19 protein-coding genes and 2 pseudogenes are annotated in these 23,432 nt (G+C 73.1%); 10 read left to right on the top strand and 11 right to left on the bottom strand.

The genetic code is table 11. The features are described 5' to 3' along the window. Positions 1–3: 3 nt before the first annotated feature. From ACZ60X_RS35680 to ACZ60X_RS35660, 5 genes are all read right to left on the bottom strand, one after another. Positions 4–3,792 carry a lipopolysaccharide biosynthesis protein gene (locus tag ACZ60X_RS35680; protein ID WP_469607699.1) on the bottom strand — a complete coding sequence of 1,263 codons (3,789 nt, stop codon included), beginning with the start codon at positions 3,790–3,792 and terminating at the stop codon, positions 4–6. Next, entirely contained in the window at positions 3,785–4,585 is an 801-nt protein-coding gene (locus ACZ60X_RS35675) for a polysaccharide deacetylase family protein (RefSeq protein ID WP_469607695.1), read from the bottom strand. Before ACZ60X_RS35675 ends, ACZ60X_RS35680 begins: the two co-directional genes overlap by 8 nt. After that, on the bottom strand, positions 4,578–5,567 hold the full coding sequence (locus ACZ60X_RS35670) for a glycosyltransferase family 2 protein (RefSeq protein ID WP_469607692.1): 990 nt from the start codon (positions 5,565–5,567) through the stop codon (positions 4,578–4,580). The genes ACZ60X_RS35675 and ACZ60X_RS35670 overlap by 8 nt, the downstream gene beginning before the upstream one ends. Continuing rightward, a complete protein-coding gene (locus tag ACZ60X_RS35665) occupies positions 5,564–6,385 on the bottom strand; it encodes a glycosyltransferase family 2 protein (protein ID WP_469607690.1) in 822 nt (273 codons plus the stop codon). Before ACZ60X_RS35665 ends, ACZ60X_RS35670 begins: the two co-directional genes overlap by 4 nt. A 391-nt stretch (positions 6,386–6,776) precedes the next feature. Continuing rightward, positions 6,777–7,211, bottom strand: a complete 435-nt coding sequence (locus ACZ60X_RS35660) for a hypothetical protein (RefSeq protein ID WP_469607687.1) — start codon at positions 7,209–7,211, stop codon at positions 6,777–6,779. A gap of 266 nt (positions 7,212–7,477) precedes the next feature. Between ACZ60X_RS35660 and ACZ60X_RS35655 the strand changes: the two genes are divergently transcribed. Beyond that, positions 7,478–8,281 carry an SGNH/GDSL hydrolase family protein gene (locus ACZ60X_RS35655; RefSeq protein ID WP_469607684.1) on the top strand — a complete coding sequence of 268 codons (804 nt, stop codon included), beginning with the start codon at positions 7,478–7,480 and terminating at the stop codon, positions 8,279–8,281. Positions 8,282–8,571: 290 nt separating this feature from the next. On the opposite strand, the pseudogene ACZ60X_RS35650 reads toward ACZ60X_RS35655, so the two are convergent. After that, positions 8,572–8,817, bottom strand: a pseudogene (locus ACZ60X_RS35650) (serine/threonine protein kinase); the annotation flags it as partial. A gap of 337 nt (positions 8,818–9,154) precedes the next feature. Between ACZ60X_RS35650 and ACZ60X_RS35645 the strand changes: the two are divergent. From ACZ60X_RS35645 to ACZ60X_RS35635, 3 genes are all read left to right on the top strand, one after another. Next, complete coding sequence (locus tag ACZ60X_RS35645) at positions 9,155–9,697, top strand: sigma-70 family RNA polymerase sigma factor (protein ID WP_469607864.1); 543 nt, start codon at positions 9,155–9,157, stop codon at positions 9,695–9,697. After that, a complete protein-coding gene (locus ACZ60X_RS35640) occupies positions 9,694–10,521 on the top strand; it encodes an anti-sigma factor (protein ID WP_469607682.1) in 828 nt (275 codons plus the stop codon). The genes ACZ60X_RS35645 and ACZ60X_RS35640 overlap by 4 nt, the downstream gene beginning before the upstream one ends. Before the next feature lie 126 nt (positions 10,522–10,647). After that, the gene (locus ACZ60X_RS35635) at positions 10,648–10,929 is read left to right on the top strand and encodes a hypothetical protein (protein WP_399072507.1); all 282 of its coding nucleotides are present in this window, start codon (positions 10,648–10,650) and stop codon (positions 10,927–10,929) included. 302 nt (positions 10,930–11,231) lie between these two features. Here the strand turns inward: ACZ60X_RS35635 and ACZ60X_RS35630 are convergent, their stop codons facing one another. Then, positions 11,232–12,011, bottom strand: a complete 780-nt coding sequence (locus ACZ60X_RS35630; protein WP_469607679.1) for an ABC transporter permease — start codon at positions 12,009–12,011, stop codon at positions 11,232–11,234. Beyond that, positions 12,008–12,964, bottom strand: a complete 957-nt coding sequence (locus tag ACZ60X_RS35625) for an ATP-binding cassette domain-containing protein (RefSeq protein WP_469607676.1) — start codon at positions 12,962–12,964, stop codon at positions 12,008–12,010. The genes ACZ60X_RS35630 and ACZ60X_RS35625 overlap by 4 nt, the downstream gene beginning before the upstream one ends. A 63-nt stretch (positions 12,965–13,027) precedes the next feature. Here ACZ60X_RS35625 and ACZ60X_RS35620 point away from each other — a divergent pair, with 63 nt between their 5' ends. Further along, the gene (locus ACZ60X_RS35620; RefSeq protein WP_469607673.1) at positions 13,028–13,738 is read left to right on the top strand and encodes a TetR/AcrR family transcriptional regulator C-terminal domain-containing protein; all 711 of its coding nucleotides are present in this window, start codon (positions 13,028–13,030) and stop codon (positions 13,736–13,738) included. Positions 13,739–13,926: 188 nt separating this feature from the next. Here ACZ60X_RS35620 and ACZ60X_RS35615 read toward each other — a convergent pair whose 3' ends face one another. Genes ACZ60X_RS35615 through hmgA form a run of 3 tightly spaced genes read right to left on the bottom strand, consistent with a single transcriptional unit; the run spans position 13,927 to position 17,213 of the window. Beyond that, entirely contained in the window at positions 13,927–15,081 is a 1,155-nt protein-coding gene (locus tag ACZ60X_RS35615; protein WP_469607670.1) for a type ISP restriction/modification enzyme, read from the bottom strand. A 26-nt stretch (positions 15,082–15,107) separates the two neighbouring features. Then, entirely contained in the window at positions 15,108–15,857 is a 750-nt protein-coding gene (locus tag ACZ60X_RS35610; protein ID WP_469607667.1) for a GntR family transcriptional regulator, read from the bottom strand. Between the two features lie 45 nt (positions 15,858–15,902). Next, a complete protein-coding gene (hmgA, locus tag ACZ60X_RS35605; protein WP_469607664.1) occupies positions 15,903–17,213 on the bottom strand; it encodes a homogentisate 1,2-dioxygenase in 1,311 nt (436 codons plus the stop codon). A gap of 184 nt (positions 17,214–17,397) precedes the next feature. On the opposite strand from hmgA, the gene ACZ60X_RS35600 reads away from it, so the two are divergent. The 5 genes and pseudogenes from ACZ60X_RS35600 (at position 17,398) to ACZ60X_RS35580 (ending at position 23,274) form a co-directional block, all read left to right on the top strand. After that, positions 17,398–18,015, top strand: coding sequence for a hypothetical protein (locus ACZ60X_RS35600; protein ID WP_469607662.1), 618 nt, complete (start codon positions 17,398–17,400; stop codon positions 18,013–18,015). Between the two features lie 78 nt (positions 18,016–18,093). Further along, positions 18,094–18,711 (top strand): TetR/AcrR family transcriptional regulator, encoded by a 618-nt coding sequence (locus ACZ60X_RS35595; protein WP_469607659.1) that lies wholly within the window; start codon positions 18,094–18,096, stop codon positions 18,709–18,711. A gap of 100 nt (positions 18,712–18,811) precedes the next feature. Next, entirely contained in the window at positions 18,812–21,043 is a 2,232-nt protein-coding gene (locus ACZ60X_RS35590; protein ID WP_469607657.1) for a molybdopterin oxidoreductase family protein, read from the top strand. A gap of 124 nt (positions 21,044–21,167) precedes the next feature. Then, positions 21,168–22,574, top strand: a pseudogene (locus tag ACZ60X_RS35585) (SLC13 family permease); the annotation flags it as partial. Then, complete coding sequence (locus ACZ60X_RS35580; RefSeq protein WP_469607654.1) at positions 22,561–23,274, top strand: class F sortase; 714 nt, start codon at positions 22,561–22,563, stop codon at positions 23,272–23,274. The pseudogene ACZ60X_RS35585 and the gene ACZ60X_RS35580, both read left to right, overlap by 14 nt. Positions 23,275–23,432: the final 158 nt, after the last annotated feature.

The raw sequence follows: 23,432 nt of genomic DNA, 5'->3' as shown, positions 1-23,432 counted from the left end.
CCCTCACTTCATCGTCATGAACCGCTGCACCAGCGAGGCCAGCACCACCGCCAGCAGCGGCAGTGCGAACCAGAACATGCCCTGGAGCAGTCGCAGCTGGCGTACACCCGGGCGGGCGGCGACACGCACGACCTCGCGTGCGGCCAGCAGCAGGACCAGCACCACGGCGGCCAAGGCGCCGACCACCGACCACGGGGTCCAGGTCACCAGCGGCCCGATCGGCCCCGGAGCCGGCTGCGGCACCGCGCCCGCCGGCCGCTTGCCGAGCGCGTACACGGTGACGTCGTCGTTGGCGAAGGCCTTCGTCAGGTCGCGCCGGCCGTCGAGGTTCTCGATCAGCCGGTGCTCCCAGGTCGCGGAGTAGCCCGCGTCCAGCCGGAGGTACGTCGCCTGGCTGCGGTCGATCATGAGATAGGAGTTCGGGCCGGCGTCCTTCAGCGACTTGACCAGGCCCGACACCAGCACCGGGTCGGTCGGGGCCAGGGTGGGCACGTAGTTCACCCGCTCCATGTCCCTCGCGCCCCACGGCAGCGCCGGGGTGACGTCGTTGACGGTGTCCTGGGTCAGCCACAGCAGCCGCACCGTCGGCTTGTCGTGGGCGTACACCCAGTCCATCGCCGCGACCTCGCCGGGCCGGGTCCGCTCGAACGTCTCGTTGCCCCAGCGGGCCACCAGGAAGCCGCCCATCAGCAGCAGCCCGGCGAGCAGCGCGGCCAGCGGGGCGAGGCTGACGCGGTCCTTCTCGCGCTCCTTCGCGGTGGCCCCGGTGCGCGGGAACAGGGCGAGTGCGCCGAGCAGGGCCGCGCCCGGCACCGCGAACATGAAGACGCGCAGCGCCATCTCACCGCCGTACGACTGCATGCCGAAGCCCAGGAACGGCACGAAGGTCAGCACCAGCAGGGAGCGTTCGCGGTAGCGGTGGAAGCGCCGGCGCCACCAGCCCCAGCAGGCGAACGCCATCATCGAGCCGGCCAGCAGCACCCGGACGTACAGCACCAGCTTGTGGGTCGAACTGCCGCCCTGGATCCGGCCCGAGACGGAGGTCGAGACATTGCTGCCGACCCCGCCGACCCCGCCGAACAGGTCGTTGAAGTGCCCGGACCAGTACGGCTCCGCCATGAAGCCGATCCACACCGCGACCACGACGGCGAACAGCAGGGGCAGGCCGCGCAGTTCGGACCGGCCCAGCAGGACCAGGGCAGCGAGCACGCCGAGCATGACGAACGGAGTGAGCTGGTGCGCGGGCACGCTCGCCGCGTACAGGCCCAGCAACACCAGTAGCAGCACCGCCCGTTGGCGGCGGCCGGCCGGTGCCGGTTCGGCCTCGCCCGGGCGGAACCGCGTCCAGATCAGGCGCGGCGGACGGAACCAGACCAGCAGGATCGCCACGAACACCAGGTACAGCAGATAGGTGAAGCCCTGCGGGGAGAAGTAGTCCTGCCCGACCCAGCCGCACAGCACGAACAGCCACACGCCGGTCCACTTCGCCCGCCAGCTCGCCCGCAGCGACCGGGTGAGCAGGAACAGCGGGGCGAGGTAGGCGAGTTGGATCGCCGTCGGCCACCAGCGGATGACCTCGGTGAAGTCGCCGACCCCGCACGCCCGGCCGACGAACGCGGCCACCGCGAAGAAGCCCGGCCAGCTCCAGCGCGCGTCCAGGTCCGGTACGGCGGAGCCGGTGCGGTCGATGTAGTCGAGGAAGCCGAGATGCTGCCAGGCCGTCGGAAAGCGCGGCTCGGTCTCGATCACCGCGGGCAGCGCGTGCAGTGACACGACCGTCGCCAGCAGGGTGACCAGCAGCAGTGCCCGGTGCTCACGGCGCAGCCACAGCAGCGCGGCGAAGACCGTGACCAGCAGCCCGGCCCCGGCCAGCGTGGGCAGCGGCAGCACCGAGACCAGCCCGAGCCCGCCCATGCGGTCCAGATCGGCCTCGCCGAGGCGCAGCGCGGGCACCCAGTACAGCAGCAGCGCGGCGACCAGCAGACAGCCGAGGACGACTCCGCAGCGGGTGGGGGCCGGGTGCCGGCGCAACGAGGCCGGGGGCGTGGTCCCGCTCGGCGCGGCGGGATCGGCGGCGGGCGCGGGCGCGCCGCTCCCGGCGAGGGAGGCGTCCAGTTCCCCCGTCGTGAACGGCGCGTCGACCTCCGCCGCCTCGGCCTCCCGCATTAGCGCCGCCTCGGCCGGGCTCAGCGACACCTCGCTGCCGGGCGCCCGCGTCTCGACGGGGAGTCCCAGCGCGGGCACCGGGGTGCCGGCGGGCGGTGTGCCGGGGCCCGGGCGGACGTCCGGGCGGCGTTCGGCGTGGTCGAAGTCGACGTGGATGCCGAGGGCGAGGGTGTCGGAGTCCAGCGCCCAGGCCGGCCCGGGCCGGCGCGTCGTACCCCCCGCCCCCAGGTCGGCGAGGTCCCCGTCGGGCGCCGTGTCCTCGGCCGCGGCCGCGGCCGCGGCGGCGGGAGCGGTGCGGAGCGTCCGCCACAGCCTCGGCGCGGCGATCGCGGCGACCACCGCGAGGCTGCCGGCCTCGGCGACGCCCGCGCCGGTCAGTCCCATCCGGGGCAGGAGCAGCAGGGTCGAGCCCAGTACGCACACGCACAACAGCCCCTGGAACACGGCCAGTCCGCCCGTGCGGCTGCGGGCACGCAGCACGGCGAAGTAGGTCTCGATCACCACCCGCAGCACCGAGCCCACCGCCAGCCAGCGCAGCAGCGGGGTCGCCGCGTCCGCGTAGCCCGGGCCGAACACGCCGAGGATCCAGGGCGCGCCGAGGACCAGCACCGCGGCGATGGGCAGCATGATCCGGGCCATCCGCTTCAGCGCGGCGCGGGTGTTGGCGGCCAGCCGCTCCGGGTCGTGCGAGCCCTCGACGGTGAGGGACGCGCCCATGTTGATGGCGAGCAGGTCGGTCGTTCCGCCGATGGTGGTGGCGATGTAGAAGTACGCGTTCTGCTCCGAGCTGACCTGCGAGGCGACGATCACGGGGACCAGGTAGATCACCGCGAGGGAGAACAGCGAGCCGGTGTAGTCCCCGGCCAGGAACCTGCCGACCTGCCTCAGCGTCGGCGGGTCGGTGTGGCCCTCGGTCGCCGTGACGTGCCGGGGCACCAGCCGCCGGAACACCAGCCAGCCCAGCGGCACCACCGAGGTGGCGATCGCGGCGACCCAGGAGACGAAGACGCCGATGGTGGGGAGGGCGACGGCGAACGCGGCGAGCAGGGCCAGCTTCACCGCCGAGAACACGGTGTTGCCCACCGGGACCCAGGTCGCGCTGCGCAGCCCGGTCAGCACCCCGTCCTGGAGGGTGAGCAGGTTCCAGGCCATGACGGCCACGACGAAGCCGACGCCGTTGAGTGTGCCGTGCAGGAAGCGGTACGACGGTCCCCAGGTGTCCAGGGTGAGCAGGAAGACGCCCGCCGCCAGCGCCACCACCAGCGAACTGCCCGCGTACGTACGGAAGATGAGCGTGCCGGTGCGCCGTCCGGCGACCGGGATGAACCGGGCCAGGGCGCCGGTCAGGGTGACCGCGGTCAGTCCGGCGAGGAACTTCATCGCGGCGATGGCGGCCGAGCCCTGCCCGACCGCCGACTCGGAGTAGTAGCGGGCGGCGGCCAGCCAGAAGCCGAGCCCGAGGACGGCGCTGATGCCGGTGTTGAGCATCAGCGCGTAGGCGTTGCGGAACAGCGGGCTGCCGCCGGGGGACCGGCCGGTGCCGGGCAGCCGCAGGCGGCGCCCGGACTTGCGGGGCGCCTCGGCGCCGGCCGTCGTGGACTCGGTCGTGGTGGTCGTGTCAGACACGGGAACGGATGGCCTTCCGGCGGACCTGACGGGCTCTGCGGACGAGGGCGTAGCCCTTGGTGAGGGCGCGGTCCCTGACGAAGGCGCGGGCGACGGCCCGGCCCTGGAGCAGCCGCTCGAACTCGGCCGCGCCGGTGGAGCGGCGGACCGTGACCCGCCGCAGCGCGTACGGCCCCTGCCGGCGGCGGGCGAGGGCGTTGCCGACGGCGAGGGCCTGGAGGTACCCGTCCGCGCGCACGGCCCGGCGGACCCTGCGGTCGGAGTAGCCGTAGGGGTAGGCGAACGACACCGGCCGGTCGCCGAGTTCGGCCGCGACGATCTCCGTGCAGCGGCTCAGTTCCGTGCGCAGCGCGTCGTCGCCGAGCTGGTCGAGTTGCGGGTGGGTGTGGCTGTGGCCGCCGATCTCGACGCCGGCCGACGCCAGTTCGCGCACCTGCGGCCAGTCGAGCATGGTGTCGAGGCCGCCTCCGGTGTCGTGCGCGCCCCTGATCCAGCCGGTGGAGACGAACAGCGTGGCCGGGAAGCCGTGCTGGGCGAGCACGGGCAGCGCGTGCCGGTGCACGCCCGCGTAGCCGTCGTCGAAGGTGATCAGCACCGGCCGGTCGGGCAGCGGGCGGCCGGTGCGCCAGCGCGCGGCGAGTTCGGCGGTGGTCAGCGGGGTCAGGCCCAGGCCGCCGACGAGCGCCATCTGCTCGGCGAACGCCTCGGGCGCCACCGACAGGGCCCGGGTGGCGTCGTTGGGGGCGGTGGCGACGGAGTGGTACATGAGGACCGGTACGGGAGTGTCACTCACCTGTGCCTCCTTCGATCGGCGCCGCCCTGAACGTCGTACCGCCCTGCCGTGCCCGCACGCTGCCCACGACGTAGCCGCCCGCCGCGGTGAGCACCCCCGCGACGATGGCGCCCGCGCGGCCCGCGCCGCCCGGCCGGGCCAGCAGGGCGTCCCGCAGGCCGCGGGCGACCCCGGCGGGCAGCACCCGCGTCGCGTAACGGCGCTCGGACTCGAGCCCCTTGTCCGCGCCCACGCTCCGGGCGACCAGCGCCTTGGACAGGCCCTCGGCGTAGGCGCGGGTGCGGAAGTAGGCGAAGTGTTCGCGGGGCTCGGGCACCCGGTGGTGGATGACCGCCCGGTCGTCGATGAGCAGGACGGCGTCGGGGCGGGCGCGGGTGAGGCGGATGCACAGCTCGGTCTCCTCGCAGCCGAGCGGGCGGCGGTCGCCGTCGCGGCCGATGCCCGTGGCGAAGCCGCCCGCCGCGTCGAACGCCGTGCGCCGGAACGAGGCGTTCCCGCCGAGCACGTTGCGTACCCGGACCCGGCCGGGCGGCAGCCCCTTGTAGGTGCAGCCGACCACCCAGTCGAACTCCTCCGGGAACCAGACGGGCCGCCGGCCCGACGCCCAGACGGGCACCGTGCGGCCGCCGACCGCCATGACGCGCGGGTCGGCGTAGGACTCGGCGAAGCGGCGCAGCCAGTCGCGTTCGGCCACGGCGTCGTCGTCGAGGAAGGCGATCACGTCGCCGTGCGAGGCGGCGATGCCGGTGTTGCGGCCGGCGGACAACCCGCGCGGGCCCGCGTTGGCGAGGACGCGGACGCCCTCGGTCTCCTTGTACTCGCGCTCCAGCCGGTCCCCCAGGGCCGGGTTGTGGTCCACGACCAGGAGTGTCTCCAGCGCCGGATACGACTGCGCGCGCACCGAGGAGACCGCCGCGAGGATGTCCTCCCAGCGGTCCTCGGTGTACACGCAGATCACGACGGAGATGCCGGGATCTGTCAAGACACCTCTCCCCGGACCGCGTCGAGCATCGGCGAGGGGTGCTCCTGGCGGCGCAGCTCACGCCGGTTGGAGCGCTCCTTGAGGATGACCCTGAGTACCCGGAGCCCGTCGCGCACGGCCCGCAGATTGCTGGTGCCGTGGATGCGGAGGTACTCGTGGCTCGGGATCTCCTGGACCTTCAGACCGGCCTTGACCACTCTTATGTTCATCAGCGTCTCGACCTCGAAGCCGGTGCAGTCGAGGTCGATCTTGTCGAGGCAGTGCCGCCAGAAGGCGTTGTAGCCGTAGCACAGGTCGGTGTAGCGGGCGCCGAACTTGCGGTTGACGACCGTGCACAGCGCCCAGTTGCCGAGCTTGCGGACGAAGGTCATGTCGTCGGTGCCGCCGCCGTTGGCGAAGCGGGAGCCCTTGGCGAAGTCGGCGCCGGAGACGAGCGCGGAGACGTAGCTGACGATCTCGCCGCCGTCGGCCGAGCCGTCCGCGTCGACCATCACGATGATGTCGCCGCGGCAGGCCTCGAACCCGGTGATCAGGGCGTCCCCCTTGCCCTTGCCGCGCTGTTCGACGACCCGGACGCCGGGCCACAGGGACCGGGCCACCTCGACCGTGTCGTCCGTGGAATTGCCGTCCACCAGAACGACTTCGTGTATCCACTCCGGAAGGGTCTTGAAGACGTACGGGAGATTCTCCGCCTCGTTCATCGCGGGAATCACCACGCTCACCGGGGGAGTGATCGCCAGATGAGAGGAGATCGGCCGGTAGTGCGTGGCGATTAACGGATCTTGCCCCGAAGCCGGCGGGCGCAGAACGGAACTCATGATTCTTTTCCCTCTCGTCCGGTGGACCGCCCGCCCCCGGGCGGCCCCGTTGTGTGTCCGGTTCGAAAGGGGGGTTCTCATCTTCGGTACGGCGAATCGATCTCCGTGCACGCCGATGAGCTGGCAAAGCTGGCCGGTCTGGCCGGGAAATACGGCAGCCGGTCGCGCGGCACGACTCGGTCACAGTTGCGGTCACCGAGCACGGCACCCCCCTACCGCGCCCCGCGCCGGTGACGCCGCGGCCCTGAGCCCTCCCCTGGAGCCGTGTGCCGACGTGCCGGTGCGGGTGAGATGTACGACGGTATTGACGATTGAACCCGAAAGGCAAGGCCTGGACGGCTGCCTCACGTTTTTGTTGGTTTGGCCGTTACACAACTTTGGCCTGCGTCGTTCACTCTTCTGTTCGTTTACCCGAACTCGCTTTTCCCCGGACGATGACCGACAGGAGGAGCAGCAGGCTCAGAGCCGTCACCGCGATCACGCCACCGCGCACGGACCAGCGGTGCACGGCCAGCATGACCTGGGCGACCAGCATGTCGAGGACGACCGAGCCCGCGAGGGCGACGAGCGTCCGGGCGTACGGATCCAGCCCGCGCAGCGCGGCGGCGACGGCCGCGGCCGGCGCGGCGAGCAGGAAGAACAGCGTGCACGGGCCGCGCAGCGGTGAGCCGGAGCCGGTGAGCGCCAGCAGCGCGCCGACCGCCGCGACGGCGGTCGCGGCCCCCGTGAGCAGCGGCGACAGGTCCCTCCCCGGACCCGGCCGCACCCCTTGGGGGTCGTCGGTGGCGCCGTCCGATGAACGTGACTTGGTGCGTAAGGTCTGCATTGGCTACTGTGCCCCCCGATTTGACCCCGACGCGCGGGATGTCGCGCTTCAATGTGGCGCAGGCCGGGGCGGGGCGTCAAGACGCCGTCGGGCGGCCGAGTTGACTTGCGGTCAACACAACCGGCATGCACGCGCAAGGCGTCGGGCGGTGAATTTCTCCGGGTGTTCTGGTTCAGGCTTAAAAAGTCTTGGCATGAACACTTCCGGTCAACGCGCGTAGGAGCTACCACGGTTGGAGAGCAGAGATCCTGCTAAAGGGAGGCACTATGAGTCGTTCCAGACTTACCCGATTCGTGACCTCACTCCTCCTCGCCGCCGGCCTCGGACTCGGCGGCGCCGCGGCGGCCCAGGCCTCGACAGCGGCGACCGGCGGCTATGTGGCGCTCGGTGACTCCTACTCCTCCGGGGTGGGAGCGGGCAGCTACATCAGCTCCAGCGGCAGCTGCGACCGCAGCACCAACGCGTACCCGTACCTGTGGAACGCGGCCCACTCCCCGTCGTCGTTCGCCTTCAACGCCTGCTCGGGCGCCACCACGGACGACGTCCTCGGCAACCAGCTCGGCTCCCTCAACTCCGGCACGTCGCTGGTGTCCATCACGATCGGCGGCAACGACGCCGGGTTCTCCAACGTCATGACGACGTGCGTGCTCCAGTCCGACAGCGACTGCATCAACCGGATCAACACCGCCAAGGCGTACGTCGACTCCACGCTCCCCGGCAAGCTCGACAACGTCTACAACGCGATCAGCGCCAAGGCCCCGGGCGCCCGGGTGGTCGTGCTCAGTTACCCCCGCTTCTACCTGCTCGGACAGACCTGCCTCGGCCTGTCCGACACCAAGCGCTCCGCGATCAACGGTGCCGCCGACTACATCGACAACGCCATCCAGGCGCGCGCCGCGGCGCACGGATTCGTCTTCGCCGACGTCCGCTCCGCCTTCTCCACCCACGAGATCTGCTCCGGCGACTCGTGGCTGCACAGCGTGAACTGGCTCGACATCAGCGAGTCGTACCACCCCACCGCGTCCGGCCACTCCGGCGGCTACCTGCCCGTGTTCACGAACAACGCGTGACACGCGCGAGCGTCAACACCTCACCCGTACGGGCTCGCCCGCCAGGGTGACGTGCCGGACGAGCCCGACGCGGAAGCGGAGGCCCCGCCCGACGGGGTCTCCGTCGCCGTCGGGCACGTCACCGAGACGGCACGGCGTTGGACGCCGACCGCGACGGGCTCCGGACCCCGACGCTGATCGCGTTCTCGGCCGACCCGCTTCCCGAGTACGCCGTCAGGGTCACCCGCACCCGCTGAATCAAGCCGCCACCGGTCCCGAACGGCGACGTTCACGGTGGGGCGGGTGCCGGCGACGGTGACCACGTTGCGGTTCGCGACCCGGGCCGCCGCCCACGCCTCCCGCTCCAGGCGGGCGTACATCCGCTCGACGTCGGCGGCGGGCATCCCGGCCGGGGCCCGCACCTCCTTGGCGGCGACCTCCCGCCGCAGCACCTCGTCCCGGGCGCGCCACACGGTGCCCATGCCACCCTCGCCCAGCGGGGACAGCAGACGGTAGCGGCCCGCGATCACACGGTCGCGGCCCGGGTCTTCGGACACGAGCGCCCCCACGCATGTCGCGTGATTCCCCCACAAACGTAGCTCAGGCGGAGGCGGTTGCGGCTCCCTCCAGCACCGATCCGGGAGGTGGCGCGGCCCGCCGTGGGGGGAGGGGGAGTAACGGGCCGCGCCGGTCCGGGGGGTGGGGTGGTGCCGGGAACGACGCTCATTCGGAGCGCGGCTCCCGACCGGATTGGCCGGACGGGAAAAAAATTCCGGGTGCCGCCCGACCCGCGTTTTCGGCCCGCCGATCCGTATCACCGGCGGGAGGTGGGCGTTCGTGCGGATGCGTGGAGCACGGGGAGGGGCCGGCTGCGGCCACGGAGAAGGTGCCCGCATACAGGCGGACGAGCTGCTGGTGCTCGTCGCGGGCGGCGACCACAGGGCGTTCGAGGACCTCTACGCCCTGGTGTCCGGTCCGGTGTACGGACTCGTCCGGCGGGTCGTGCGCGACCCCGCCCAGTCCGAGGAGGTGGCCCAGGAGGTGCTGTTGGAGACCTGGCGGTCCGCGGCCCGGTTCGACCCCGGCCGGGGCAGTGCCCTGTCGTGGATCCTCACCCTCGCGCACCGCCGCGCCGTCGACCGGGTGCGCAGCGCCCGCGCGGCCGGCGAGCGCGAGCAGCGGGAGGCCCTGCGCGCCGGGGAGCCCGCGTTCGACCAGGTCGCCGAGGAGGTCGAGGCCGGGCTGGAGCGCGAATGGGTGCGCCGCTGTCTGAGGCGGCTCACGGACCTGCAGCGCCAGTCCGTGACCCTCGCCTACTACGACGGCTACACCTATCGCGAGGTGGCGGAGCGGCTCTCGCTGCCGCTCGGCACGGTCAAGACGCGGATGCGCGACGGACTCACCCGGTTGCGCCAGTGCCTGGGAGGCGTCGCATGAGCATCCTCGGCGGGCCGGGGCGCCGCGGCGACCGGCACTCCCTCGCGGCGCCGTACGTCCTCGACGCCCTCGAAGCGGGCGAGCGGCGCCGGTTCGAGAAGCACCTGCTGGGCTGCGAGCGGTGTGCCGCCGAGACCCGGGCGCTGGCCGAGGACGCGGTGCGCCTCGCCTGGTCCGCGGCGGCCCCGGCCCCGGCCGCGCTGCGGGACCGGGTGCTGGCCGCCGTCCGCGCGACCCCGCAGGACCCGGCCCCGGTGTCCGGGGCCCCGGCCGCGCAGCGCCCGAGCCGGCTGCCGCCGCACGTCTGGGGCGCCCAGCCGCCGCCGCGACGCGTCCGTACCCCCCGCGCGCGCCCCGTCTTCGTGCCGTTCGCCACGGCCACCGCCGCCGCGGCCCTCGTCGTCGCCTCCCTCTTCGGGGTCCAGGCGCACCGCACGCAAGGCCGTCTCGACGCCGCCCAGGCCAGGGCACGTGAGATCGCCCACGTTCTCGCGGCGCCCGACGCCCGCGCCACGAGCCGCGAGGACCCACAGGGCCGACGGATCGGAGTGATCGCTTCCGCCTCGCGCCGGGAGGCCGTCGTCACCCTGAGCGGATACGGCACCCCGACCGGAGGGCGCGTCCACCAGCTCTGGCTCATGCGCTCGCGCGCGCAACCGCGCTCCCTCGGGCTCCTCGCGGGCGACACGCCCTTGGTCGCCGGGGGACTCGACACCTCGTCGACGTCACTCGCCGTAACCGTCGAGCCCGAGGGTGGTTCGGTGCAGCCAACCGGCCAGCCCATTGTCCAACTCACCCTGAAATCGGTCGGATTCGGAGAGTAGTCAAAGAGGGATGGTCAACCGCCTTGCGGGGAAGGTGAATCCTGCGGGCGAGATACACGCGTGCCGCCCTGGGGCGATAGGGTTACCCTGCCCGGGCCGGGTGGACTCGTACGGGTGGGGAGTGACATGGAGCAGATAACAGTGCGCAGCAGGGCCAGGGTCCCTGCGATCACCTGCGGGAGCAGCGCGACCAGTTCGCGTCTGGACCGCCATCTGTCGGTGCTGGCGGGTCCCGCCATACCGCAGCAGAAGACGGCCGAGGCGACGTCCCTGATGCGTGAGCTGACGGCGCGTGACACCGCGCACCAGCGCAGCGACCGGGGCAAGCGGGTCAGCCGCGTCTCCCTGTTCGCGCCGCTGCGCCGGCTGCGCCGCTCGCTGTTCGGCGGCCACGGACGCGGGCACTGAGCGCGCCGAGCCGGCGGCGAGCCGCCGCTGACCGGGCGGGCGGCCCCTGAGTCCTTCCGGGGTGCCCGCGCTCCGGCCGCCACCCCGTCCCGGCGCACCGTTGCGACCTCGTCGTCCGTCATCCCCACGGCACGCAGCAGCGCCCCGGTGTGCGGTCCGAGCGCGGGCACGTCGCCCGCCCGTGCCCCGTCCCCGCCCGGCACCCGGGCCGCCGACTCGCCCGTATTCGCCCAGCACGGACACCTCCACCGGCCCGTCCCACCCTGCCGAAGGCGCCGGCGCGCCGTGTCCGCGGTGCCGGATCAGCGGCGCCGGCCGTACTGGCGCACGGCCAGCGGCAGGAACACGGCGATGAGCACGAGGCTCCACGCGAGCGCGCCGGCGACCGGATGCGCCACCGGCCAGGCGGCGCCCCGCGGGACGGGCGAGTTGCCGAAGAGGTTCCGCAGGGCGGTCGTCACCGCGCTGATCGGATTCCACTCGGCGACCGCGCGCAGCCAGCCCGGCAGGTTGTCCGTCGGGATGTACGCGTTGGACAGCAGCGGCAGCACGAAGGAGGAGGCGCCGAGCTGCCCGGCCGCGTCCTCGCTGCGCGTGAGCAGCCCGAAGTGGATGCCGGCACACGTGCAGGCGAACCGGAAGAGCAGCAGCACCCCCACGGCACCGGCGGCGTCGGCCGCGGACCCCTCGATCCGCCATCCCACCGCGAGCCCCACCAGCAGCAGCGGCACCGTGCCGACGGCCGTCACCACGAGATCCGCCACGGCCTGCCCGAGCGGTACGGCGGCCCGGCTCACCGGCATGGTCCGGAACCGGTCCATCACCCCGCGGTGGGTGTCCGCCGCGGCCTGGAACATGCCGTTCATCAGTCCGCCGGCGGCGGTCGCGACCAGCAGCCCGGGCACCAGGAAGGCACGGTACTCGCGGCCGGGCATCGCCAGCGCGCTGCCGAAGACGTAGCCGAAGAACAGCAGCATGTTGATCGGCATCATCTGGGTCAGGATCGCCAGCCCCGGACTGTTGCGGACCCGGCGCAGCTGCCGGCCCGTCATCGCCAGCCCGTCGTACGCCAACGTGTTCACGCGGCACGCTCCTTGTGGCCGGAGGGACCCGCGGTGAGCCGCAGGAAGACGTCGTCGAGGGTGGGCGGGCGCAGGCTCGCGTCGAGCAGTGGCACGCCCGCGCCGTCGAGTTCGCGCACCAGGCGCGGCAGGGTCAGTGACGGATCGGTGGTGACCGCTCCGACGGCGTTGCGCTCGCGGTCGAACACGGGCTCCCTTCCGGTGAGTTGATCGAGAACGGCCGCCGCCCGCGCGAGCGCGTCGGCGTGGGCGACGACGGCCTCGGCGTACGAACCGATGAGCGCCTTGAGTTCGGCGGGCGAGCCGGTGTGCGCGACCCTTCCGTCGCCCATCAGGGCGATGTCGTCCGCGAGCCGGTCGGCCTCCTCCAGGTACTGCGTGGTCAGCAGCACGGTCGTACCCTCCGTCTTCAGCTCGCGCACCGCCTGCCAGACGTGGTTGCGGCTGGCCGGGTCGAGCCCGGTGGTCGGCTCGTCGAGGAACAGCACGTCCGGGCGCCGGATGAGGCTCGCCGCGAGGTCCAGCCGGCGCCGCATGCCGCCGGAGTAGGTGGAGGCCTTGCGGCCGGCGGCCCCGGCGAGCCCGAAGCGCTCCAGCAGCTCGTCGGCCCGGGCGGCCGCGCCGCGCACCCGGTGCAGCCGGGCGAACAGCCGCAGGTTCTCCCGGCCGGTGAGGTCGCCGTCGACCGAGGCGTACTGCCCCGTGACCGAGATCCGGCTCCGCACGGCCGCGGGCTCCCGCGCGAGATCGTGCCCCGCCACCCGGGCGGATCCGCCGTCCGGCCGCAGCAGCGTCGTCAGCAGCCGTACGGCCGTCGTCTTCCCCGCGCCGTTCGGTCCGAGCAGCCCGCAGACGGAGCCCTCGGCGACGGCCAGATCCAGCCCCCGCAGGGCGTGGACGGCGCCGAAGCGCTTCTCCAGACCCTCACTAAGTACAGCGTACGTAATGGTCATGCCTTGACCATAGCGCACTACGTACGATGTACGTAACTAGGATGGAGGCCGAGGTGATGAGCGATGGCAGTCCGAGGGGCCGTCCCCGAGGTGATCTGGGCGCGCCCCGAGCGCACCGGGCGGGGGCCGAAGCCGGCGTACACGCGCGACGACATCGCGGCCGCCGCCGTCCGGATCGCCGACGCGCAGGGGCTCGACGCGGTGTCGATGCGGCACGTCGCGGCCGAACTGGGGTGCGGCACCATGTCGCTGTACAACTACGTCCCCCGCAAGGAGGACCTGTACGAGCTGATGATGGACGCGGCGAGCGCGGAGCACGTGCTCTGGGAGCCGAGCGGCGACTGGCGTGCCGATCTGCTCCGGGTGGCCCGCGAGACGCGCGCGCTGATGCGCCGGCACCCGTGGATGCCGCGCCTGATGTCCCCGGTCTACGGCTTCAGCCCGAACGCCCTGCGCTATCTGGAGCACTGCCTGGCCTGCCTGGAACCGCTGGAGGCGCGCTACGGCACGAAGCTGGAACTCGTCGCCATGGTGAACGGCGTGGTCACGACGTACGTCCGCAACGAACTCGACACCGCCGAGCGGGTCCGGGCGCTGCCGTGGTCGGAGGCCGAGGAGAACGCCGCGCGCGGTGCCCATCTGGTCCGGCAGCTCGCCTCCGGCGCGTTTCCGAGGCTGGCGGAGGCGCTCGCGGAGGACGCGGGCCCGGCGGATCTGGAGGGGGTCTTCGAGCGGGCGCTGGGAAGGGTGCTGGACGGGTACGCGCCGCGCTAGCCGGGGCGGTCCGGCGGGTGCGGGTCGTTGTCGGCTGGTCGCGCGGTTCTCCGCGCCCTCGAGCTGGGACGCGAGCCCCTCGCGGCGTGCTGATCCGGCTCGGGCGCACCCCCGTGCCCGGACCCCCGCCCCGGCCGCCGGCTCGACTTCCTGAGGCCGCCCGTCCGGGACCCGTCCCCGAAGTGCCGCTAGAGAAGGGCGAACTGGCCCTCCGGGCCCTCCTCGTGGTGGTCCAGGACCGAGGCCGGGCGGCGGCACGCCTCCGGTGCCGGCAGGACGCCCGCCTCGCGCAGCTCGGCGGCGGTGAGCGGTGAGGCCACCGTGAACCCGGCTCGCACCGGCCGCAGTTCGGCCAGCAGGGTCAGGACGGTGATGAGTTCCAGCAGCTCCGACGTCCAGGTCTGCGGCCAGGTCGCGGGGCGGATCGCGGCCAGGGTGCCGGGTGCGGCCGGGGCCGTACGGGCCGTGAACCAGGACTCCAGCACCCGGACCCCGGCCACCTCGTACTCCCAGGCCTGCGGCGGCACGGGTGAGATGCGGCCCTCGCCGAGGTGGAGGGCCTCCTCGTCGGGGTCGTAGTGGAGCGTCGCGGGGCGGCTCGGCAGGGGCGCGCGGACGTACGGGCGGCGGCCGCCCGGCAGCCGGGGGCGTTCGCCGTCGCGGCGCATCAGCCACAGTGTGCGCCGGCCCAGCTCCACTCCCTCGTGCCACATGACGGAGTCGCCGGTGAGCGGCACGGTGAGGTCCGGGCGGACCGCCGCCAGGATCCAGGCGAGCAGGTCCGCGGCCGTGGGGCGGGTGCCGAGCCGGTCCGCGAGATGGTCCAGCAGGCCCGGTGCCAGGTTGGGTTCCGTGCCGCCGGGACGGCGGTAGAGGGGGCGGACGCGGGCCGTGCGGAGCACGGGCAGGAGGGAGGTCGCCAGCAGCGGAGCGCCGGGGTCGGCCGTCTCGGCCGTGAACACCTGGTGGGCGTCCGCCACCCGCCACAGCTCCGGGCGGGCCGCGTCCAGCAGCCGGTGGTCGGGGATCAGCCACTGCTCGTCGAAGGGGGCGGCCAGCACCCGTACCGGCTCCGCGCAGGGACCCTCGGCGCGGGCCAGTCGCTCCGTGCCGGTCGTCTGGCCCGGCAACTGGCCCACCGCCGAGTCGAGGGTGCGGGCGCGGCTCGGCTCGAACAGGGCCCGGCGGTCCGCTCCTTCGGCCTTCAGCAGCGCGTCCCAGCGGGCCTTCAGCGAGGCCGGGTCGGGCGCCGCCGGCCAGGCGCGGCCCGGCCTCGGCGGTGCGACGGACCACGGCATGAGGTCCGCCAGCAGCGGAGCGTCGTCGTACGTCACGCACGGCATGGTACGGCCTGCCCGCGCCGCCGGGATCAGGTCGCCTCCAGCGTCACCGTGAACGAGAACCGGTCCCCCCGGTAGTGGATCACCGCCACGTCCAGCACCCGCCCCGCGCTGTCGTACGTCACGCCCGTGTAGTGCAGGATCGGGCTGAGCAGCGGGACCTGGAGGAGGCGCGCGGTCTCCGGGTCGGCGAGGCGGGCCTCCACCGTGTCCGTGATGCGGCTGATGTCCGCGCCGACGACGTCCCGCAGCACCTTCGTCATCGGCCAGCGGATCAGGTCCTGCAGGTCGACGCGCGCGGCCAGTTCGGGGCGGATGTGGTTGACGGCGTGGTTCGTCGGCTCGCCGGTCTTCTCGTCGCTGCGCAGCCGGTGGTACGCCGCCACCGCGTCGAGGTCCGGGAAGTACTCGGCGAGCGCCGGCGGCACGGGCACGATGCCGTGGTCCAGCAGCTCGGTCGTCATCCCGGACTGCTGGGCCACGATCGCGTCCACCGAGCCCAGCAGCCGCACCGGGGCGCCCCGCTGCACGCCGGGCTCGATGAACGTGCCGCGCCGCCGGTGCCGGCTGATCAGGCCCTCGTCCTCCAGCTCCTTCAGCGCCTGCCGCATCGTCAGCACGCTCACCCCGTAGTGCTCCGCCAGCTGCTCCTCGGTGGGCAGCCGCAGCGGGGCCTCGGGCGAGCGGCCGAGTATCGAGGCGCGCAGGGACTGCGACACCTGGTACCAGAGCGGCAGCTTGCGGTTCAGGACGATCGAGTCCGGGGCGAAGGAGGTCACACGGTTATCCGTACCTGTCGGGGAACATCAGGCGCAACACAGGTGTCACGCCCGGAAGTGGGGCTCCAGGCCCCGCCACACGTCGTCGTAGTGCCGCTGGAGGTGGCCGGCGCTCGCCGCGTGCGCGGTGAGGGTCACCGGCCAGCGGGTCTCGAACATGAACGCCAGCCCGTCGTCGACCTTCTGCGGCCTCAGCTCGGCCGCGCTCGCCCGGTCGAACGTCTCACGGTCCGGGCCGTGCGCCGACATCATGTTGTGCAGCGAGCCGCCGCCCGGCACGAAGCCCTCGGCCTTCGCGTCGTAGGCGCCCTCGATCAGGCCCATGTACTCGCTCATCACGTTCCGGTGGAAGTACGGCGGCCGGAAGGTGTCCTCGCCCACCAGCCAGCGCGGGGCGAAGAGGACGAAGTCGACACAGGCCAGGCCCGGCGTGTCCGACGGCGACGTCAGGACCGTGAAGATGGACGGGTCGGGGTGGTCGTAGGAGATGGTGCCGATCACATTGAAACGGCGAAGGTCATAGACGTAGGGCACATGGTTGCCGTGCCAGGCGACCACGTCGAGCGGGGAGTGGTCGTAGGTGGCCGTCCAGAGGTTGCCGCAGAACTTGTTCACCACCTCCACCGGGCCCGCCACCTCCTCGTACGCGGCGACCGGCGCGCGGAAGTCCCGGGCGTTGGCGAGGCCGTTGGCGCCGATCGGGCCGAGGTCGGGCAGGCGGAACGGTGCCCCGTAGTTCTCGCACACATACCCCCGGGCGGAATCGTCGAGCAGCTCCACACGGAAGCGCACCCCGCGGGGGATCAGCGCCACATGGGCGGGCTCCACATGCAGCCGGCCGAACTCCGTGTGCAGCAGCAGCCCGCCGCGCTCGGGAACGACCAGCAACTCCCCGTCGGCGTCGGAGAAGACCCGCTCCATCGAGGCGTTGGCGTGGTACAGGTGCACGGCCATGCCGGTGCGCTGGGCCGCGTCGCCGTTGCCGCCGAGCGTCCACAGCCCGGCGAGGAAGTCGGTGCCGGCGGGCGGCTCGGGCAGCGGGTTCCAGCGCAGCCGGTTGGGGTCGGGCACGGACTCGGTGAAAGGAGCCGTACGGATCGCGCCGTTGTCCGTGCGTGTGAACGCCGGGTGGGCGGCCGAGGGGCGGATGCGGTAGAGCCAGGAGCGGCGGTTGTGCGCCCGGGGCTCGGTGAAGGCCGAGCCGCTCAGCTGCTCCGCGTACAGGCCGAGCGGCGCGCGCTGCGGCGAGTTGCGGCCCTCGGGCAGGGCACCCGGCACCGCCTCGGAGGCGTGTTCGTTGCCGAACCCCGTCAGGTACGACAGTCCCGCGGCGGTCTTCCGCGCGTCCCCGTTCATGATCGCTCCCTTGCGCTCCCGCGGCGCGTCTGCCGCGACCCGCGATTCCTATGTAACACCGTAGGAATGAGCGGGGGCGGACGCAAGGGGATCCCGCCACTGCGTCCGGGGGACCACAAAGGGCGGCTGGAACCAGACCTCAGGTGGATTCAGAAGTCCGGAGCACTGCTCTACCCTCCCGGTCATGCCCTGGACGCCGACGCCCCGCAGAACCCTCGCCGCGCTCGCGGCGTGCGTCCTGCTGCCGCTCGGCGCGGCGGGCTGCGCGGGCGGCCACGCCCGGGCGGGCTCCGGCGCGCCGTCGACCGCACCGGTCGGCAAGGTCCTGGACGGCACCGACGGGGCCGGCCGCCACCTGCGCGAGGTCGACGCGAAGGGCGCGCCCGACGTCGGCGTCGAGGTCACCCCGGACCCGCGGGGCGGCTGGGACGTACGCCTGGCCTTCCGCCGCTTCCGCTGCTCCGCGCCCGGAGCCGGGCACACGGCGGTCCCCGGACACGGGCTCGCGTACCTCTTCGTCGACGGCCGCGAGGCCGCCCGGCTGCGCTCGCCCGACTACCATCTGCCCGGCCGGCTCGTCCCGCACGGCACCCACCACGTCATGGCCCGCCTGTACGCCGACGACGGCACGGCGTGGGCCGTCCACGGCGAGCCGGTCCAGAGCACCGCCGACATCACGGTGTCGGACCCGGAGCCTTCGCGGACCCCCACGTCAGCCCCGACGCCGGCCTCCCCGGCGACACCCGTGCGAACCCCCGGTGGGCCGACCGCGCCCACCATGGGCGGCTCCCCGGTGCGATGAGCGCGGGCGATGAGTGCACCGCCCACCGTTCTCCGTAGGGGAGGGCGAGGTTCACCTGACCCGAGGCGGAGAGGCATCATGAAGCCCGTGCCCCACGCGACATCGCTCCGCCGTGCGCCCGTCCAGCGGCGCAGTGCCGAACGGCTGACCAGGATCCTCGACGCCTGTGCCGAACTCCTCGACGAGGTCGGCTACGACGATCTGAGCACCCGCGCGGTCGCGCTGCGGGCCGGCGTGCCCATCGGCTCCGTCTACCGTTTCTTCGGCAACAAACGGCAGATGGCCGACGCCCTGGCCCAGCGCAACCTGGAGCGCTACACCGAGCGCGTCACCGAGCGGCTGAGGCAGGCCCCCGCGGGGGACTGGCGGGCCGCGATGGACGCCGTCCTCGACGAGTACCTGGCCATGAAGCGCACCGCGCCCGGCTTCTCCCTGGTCGACTTCGGCAACCAGATACCGGTGGGCGTGCGGAAGGCCGAGCCCAACACCCGGGTCGCCGACCGGCTCGTCCACCTGCTCTCCGGATACGTCGGCCGCGCCCCGGACGACGACCTGCGCCGGGTCTTCCTGGTCGCCGTGGAGAGCGCGGACACCCTCGTCCAGCTGGCCTTCCGCACGGACCCGCGGGGAGACGAGGCGATCATCGCGGAGACGCGCGAGCTGCTGCGGGCGTACCTGGGACGCGTGCTCGACTGACGGGTCCCACCGCGTTCACCCCGGGGACTCCCCGCCATGCGTACCGGTCGGTATGCTCGGCTCGCGCACCCGCCGCCGTCGCCCCGCACCGGGAGGACCCATGCCCCGCACCGCCCTGCGTATCTGTCCGCTGTGCGAAGCCACCTGCGGGCTGGCCCTCACCGTCGACGGCACCCGGGTCACCGGCGCCCGCGGCGACCGCGAGGACGTCTTCAGCAAGGGCTTCATCTGCCCCAAGGGAGCCGCCTTCCCCGCGCTCGACGCCGACCCCGACCGGCTGCGCACCCCGCTCCTCAGGGAGAACGGCCGCCTGCGCGAGGCCGGTTGGGGCGAGGCCTTCGACGCGATCGCGGCAGGCCTGCGCCCGGTCGTGGAGCGGTACGGCCCCGACGCCGTCGGCGTGGTCCTCGGCAACCCCAACGTGCACACCGTCGCGGGCGCCCTCTATCCCCCCGTCCTGCTCGGCGCCCTGCGCACCCGCAGCGTCTTCACCGCCTCCACGCTCGACCAGATGCCCAAGCACGTCTCCAGCGGACTGCTCTTCGGCGACGCGAACGCCATCCCCGTCCCGGACCTGGACCACACCGACCATCTGCTCCTCATCGGCGCCAACCCCCTGGAATCCAACGGCAGTCTGTGCACCGCCCCCGACTTCCCCGGCCGTCTGAAGGCGCTCAGGGCCCGCGGCGGCCGGCTCACCGTCGTGGACCCCCGCCGTACCCGCACCGCGCGACTGGCCGACCGGCACCTGGCGATCCGCCCCGGTACCGACGCCCTGCTCCTCGCCGCGATGGCGCACACCCTCCTCGAAGAGGACCTGGCCGACCTGAAGGACCTCGCCCCGCACGTCCAGGGCGTGGCCGAACTGCGGGCGGAACTCGTCGACTTCACCCCCGAAGCCGTGTCCGCCGCCTGTGACGTCGACGCGGACCTCATCCGCACCCTCGCCCGCGAACTGGCCGCCGCCCCGACCGCCGCCGTCTACGCCCGCATCGGCACCTGCACCGTCCCGCACGGCACCCTGGCCAGCTGGCTGGTCGACGTCCTCAACGTCCTCACCGGCAACCTGGACCGGCCCGGCGGTGCCCTCTTCCCGCAGGCCGCCACCGGGAAGGCCCCGCGCCCGGCCGGCCCCGGACGCGGCTTCACCCTCGGCCGCTGGCGCTCCCGCGTCCGCCAACTGCCCGAGGCCAAGGGGGAGTTGCCGCTGTCGGCGCTCGCCGAGGAGATCGACACCGCCACCGGGCACGGCGCACCGGTGCGGGCCCTGATCGCCGTAGCCGCCAACCCGGTGCTGTCCGCGCCCGACGGCGACCGCCTCGACAAGGCCCTGGACCGCCTCGACTTCATGGTGAGCGTCGACCCGTACCTCAACGAGACCTCGCGCCACGCCCACGTCGTGCTGCCCCCGCCCCCGCCGTCGCAGAGCCCGCACCACGACTTCGCCTTCAACACCCTGGCCGTCCGCAACCAGGTCCGCTACACCCGCCCGGCCGTCCCGCTGGAGCCCGGCCGCATGGCCGAGAGCGAGATCCTCGCCCGGCTGATCCTGGCCGCGACCGGCATGCACGGGACCGACCCGGCCGCCGTCGACGACATGGTCATCGACCAGACCCTGGGCAGGGCCGTGACCGAGGAGCACTCCCCGGTGCACGGCCGCGACCCGAAGGAACTCGCCGCCCGGCTCACCGGCGAGGGCGGCCCCGAGCGGCGCCTGGACATGATGCTGCGCCTCGGCCCGTACGGCGACGGTTTCGGAGCACGGCCCGGGGGTCTGACCCTCGCCCGGTTGCTCGACCGTCCGCACGGCATCGACCTCGGCCCGCTGCGCCCGCGGCTGCCGCAGCCGCTCAGGACCCGCAGCGGCAGGGTGGAACTGCTGCCCGAACCGGTCGCCGCCGACCTGCCCCGGCTGCGCCGGGCGCTGCGGGAGCGGCCGGACGCACTGGTGCTCGTCGGCCGCCGCCATCTGCGCTCCAACAACAGCTGGATGCACAACATCCCCGCCCTCACCGGCGGTTCCAACCGCTGCACCCTGCACATCCACCCGCAGGACGCGGCCCGGCTGGGGGTGCGGGACGGGGCGCACGTACGCGTCCGGGGCGCGGGGGGAGAGGTGGTGGCTCCCGCCGAGATCACCGACGAGGTCCGGCCCGGGGTGGTGAGCCTGCCGCACGGCTGGGGCCACGACCGCCCCGGCAGCCGGATGAACCACGCCGTCCGGAACCCGGGCGTCAACGTCAACCAGCTCCTCGACGGCAGTGCGCTCGACCCGCTGTCGGGCAACGCTGTCCTGAACGGTATCCCCGTCCAGCTCACCGCAAGCCTGTGACCGGGACTTTCGCGCTTATTGCTCGCACGTCAACGTCTTGTTGACGCCATCTGGACGCACCTAACGTCATCGCATCGCCGACCCCCAGGTGGGATGTTCAAGGGCGAACGTCAGGTATCCACTCATGTCGCCGATCGCGGCGCTCGTGCTGATCCCCGCACTCTTCTGCGTGTTCGTCGGCAAGGGCGCCGAGCTGGGCGACTACGTCATCGACGGCGTCACCGGGCTCGCGCCCACCGCCGCGATGCTCATGTTCGCGATCGTCTACCTCGGTGTGATGATCGACGTCGGCCTCTTCGACCCGGTCGTGCGGGGCATCCTGAAGTTCTGCAGGGCCGACCCGCTGCGCATCGTCCTCGGTACGGCGCTCCTCGCCGCGATCGTCTCCCTCGACGGCGACGGCTCCACCACCTTCATGGTCACTGTCTCGGCGATGTACCCGCTGTACAAGCGCCTGAAGATGTCCCTGGTCGTGATGAGCGGTGTGGCCGCCATGGCCAACGGCGTGATGGACACGCTGCCGTGGGGCGGTCCGACGGCCCGCGCCGCCACCGCGCTGAAGGTCGACGCCTCCGACATCTTCGTGCCGATGATCCCGGCCCTGGCCGTGGGTCTGCTGTTCGTCCTGGTCCTCGCCTACGTCCTCGGCCGCCGCGAGCGTGCGCGGCTCGGCCTGCCCACCCTCCGGGGGAGCGGGCGAAGCGCCCGGGATTGCGCCGCACGAGCGATCTCTGACGGCGCGTCGGGCGCCGCTGCCGTGGGTCGCGGCGGCCATCGCGCAGAGTCCAGACGAAAGACGGATTTGTATGAAAATCGTCTGACTCGGAGGATGTGCATGCCCACTCAGACCTCACCACGCGCTCTCGGCTCCCGCGCGGGCGCCACTGTCGTCATCGCCGCCCTCGCCGCGGTGGGTGCGTCGTGGGTGGCGGCGCCGAATGTGGCTGCCCAAGGGGAGAACGGCGACATCAGGGTGCACAGCGTAGGCGTACCGTACGGTGTGACGAAGGATGAGCCGACGGTCTGCAAGTTCTACCTCGACGCCGTCAACTTCGACATCCTGCCCAATATCCCCTACATCATCCAGGCGCAGCCCCCGCTGCCCAGCGCCGCCACCCTCACCGGCGTCATCCAGCTCGCGGGCGGCGCAGGCCACACGGACGTGATCGGCCTGACCGACGGGCAGTACAAGCTCACCTGGGTCGCGGCGGGTGCCGTCAAGGAGAAGCTCTTCCGCGTCAACTGCCACGACCGGCACGACGACCGGCGCGACGACCGGCACGACGAGGGGCACGGTCCGAACGGGCAGTCCGAGGACCACCAGGACCACCATCAGCAGGACGGTGCGGGTTGGGGCGGGAGGGACCACAACGATCCGCCGAGGGGCGCCGTCCACGCGGGTGGGGGCGGTCTCATCGACACGGCCGCGGCGTACTCGCCGGTGGCCGCCGCGGGCGCCGTGGGGCTGAGCGCGGTCGGTGGTGTGATGTATCTCCGGCGCAGCCGCCGGCGGCCTCATGGCGCCGCGTAGGCGTCAGCGCAGGCCCTGGTACCGGACCCGCGCCTACCGTCTCACCAGGACGGCCCTGCTGGTGGCCGTCCTGGTGACGGTGGGGAGCCGGTGCGGCGACGGGCAGGCGGGGCCCGGCCGTGCGGGTGTACCGGACACGGCGGTGGCCGCCGGCCGTACGGACGGGAGCGGACGGCAGTCCTGCGAGCCCCCTCCCGGACCCCCGCCCCGTCCGCTGCCCCGGTCCCGGCCGAAGACCTTCCGGATCCCCTTCCTCGGTGTCGACGCACCGGTCATGGCCCTCCGGCTCGACAAGGACCGACGGCTGGAGAGTCCGCCCGTGGACAAGCCCAGGCTGGTCGGCTGGTACGAGGGCGGCCCCACGCCGGGCGAGTCCGGCACCGCGATCGCCGTCGGCCACCGGGACACCGCGACCGGCCCGGCCGTCTTCGCCGCGCTCGCCCAGATCAAACCCTGCAAGCTCATCGAGGTCACGCGCGCCGACGGCCGCACCGCCGTCTACAGCGTGGACAGGATGAAGGTCTTCGACAGGGCGGGCTTCCCGGACAAGGAGGTCTACGCTCCGGCCGGGCGACCGGAACTCCGCGTCCTCACCTGCGGCGGCTACTACAGCCGCAGGACGGGCTACACCAGCAACGCGGTCGTCTTCGCCCATCTCGCCGCCGTACGCGAACCCGGCAACGCGGTGGTCGCCCACTGAGCCCGGCGCCCGCGAACCCGCCCGCCGAGAGTCCGTACGCCCCACGTCCGCCATGCCCACCGGGTCGGGGTCGCCCGCTGAATCCGGGTGGCCGTTTCCGCCCCGCCCGGGCCGCCGCCCCGCCGTTCTCGGCCCGGGATGCCGGGCCCGCTGCGGGA

The organism is Streptomyces sp. NPDC104106 (assembly GCF_055584345.1).
The sequence above is the reverse complement of the archived record's forward strand: the minus strand, read 5'-3'. Positions and strand labels throughout refer to the sequence as shown.

Excerpts from the sequence above, each read along its gene's own strand:
- ACZ60X_RS35665 (WP_469607690.1), bottom strand. The coding sequence starts at position 6,385 with ATGAGTTCCGTTCTGCGCCCGCCGGCTTCGGGGCAAGATCCGTTAATC.
- ACZ60X_RS35660 (WP_469607687.1), bottom strand. The coding sequence starts at position 7,211 with ATGCAGACCTTACGCACCAAGTCACGTTCATCGGACGGCGCCACCGAC.
- ACZ60X_RS35655 (WP_469607684.1), top strand. The coding sequence starts at position 7,478 with ATGAGTCGTTCCAGACTTACCCGATTCGTGACCTCACTCCTCCTCGCC.
- ACZ60X_RS35640 (WP_469607682.1), top strand. The coding sequence starts at position 9,694 with ATGAGCATCCTCGGCGGGCCGGGGCGCCGCGGCGACCGGCACTCCCTC.
- ACZ60X_RS35635 (WP_399072507.1), top strand. The coding sequence starts at position 10,648 with ATGGAGCAGATAACAGTGCGCAGCAGGGCCAGGGTCCCTGCGATCACC.
- ACZ60X_RS35625 (WP_469607676.1), bottom strand. The coding sequence starts at position 12,964 with ATGACCATTACGTACGCTGTACTTAGTGAGGGTCTGGAGAAGCGCTTC.
- ACZ60X_RS35620 (WP_469607673.1), top strand. The coding sequence starts at position 13,028 with ATGGCAGTCCGAGGGGCCGTCCCCGAGGTGATCTGGGCGCGCCCCGAG.
- ACZ60X_RS35615 (WP_469607670.1), bottom strand. The coding sequence starts at position 15,081 with ATGCCGTGCGTGACGTACGACGACGCTCCGCTGCTGGCGGACCTCATG.
- hmgA (WP_469607664.1), bottom strand. The coding sequence starts at position 17,213 with ATGAACGGGGACGCGCGGAAGACCGCCGCGGGACTGTCGTACCTGACG.
- ACZ60X_RS35600 (WP_469607662.1), top strand. The coding sequence starts at position 17,398 with ATGCCCTGGACGCCGACGCCCCGCAGAACCCTCGCCGCGCTCGCGGCG.
- ACZ60X_RS35595 (WP_469607659.1), top strand. The coding sequence starts at position 18,094 with ATGAAGCCCGTGCCCCACGCGACATCGCTCCGCCGTGCGCCCGTCCAG.
- ACZ60X_RS35590 (WP_469607657.1), top strand. The coding sequence starts at position 18,812 with ATGCCCCGCACCGCCCTGCGTATCTGTCCGCTGTGCGAAGCCACCTGC.
- ACZ60X_RS35580 (WP_469607654.1), top strand. The coding sequence starts at position 22,561 with ATGGCGCCGCGTAGGCGTCAGCGCAGGCCCTGGTACCGGACCCGCGCC.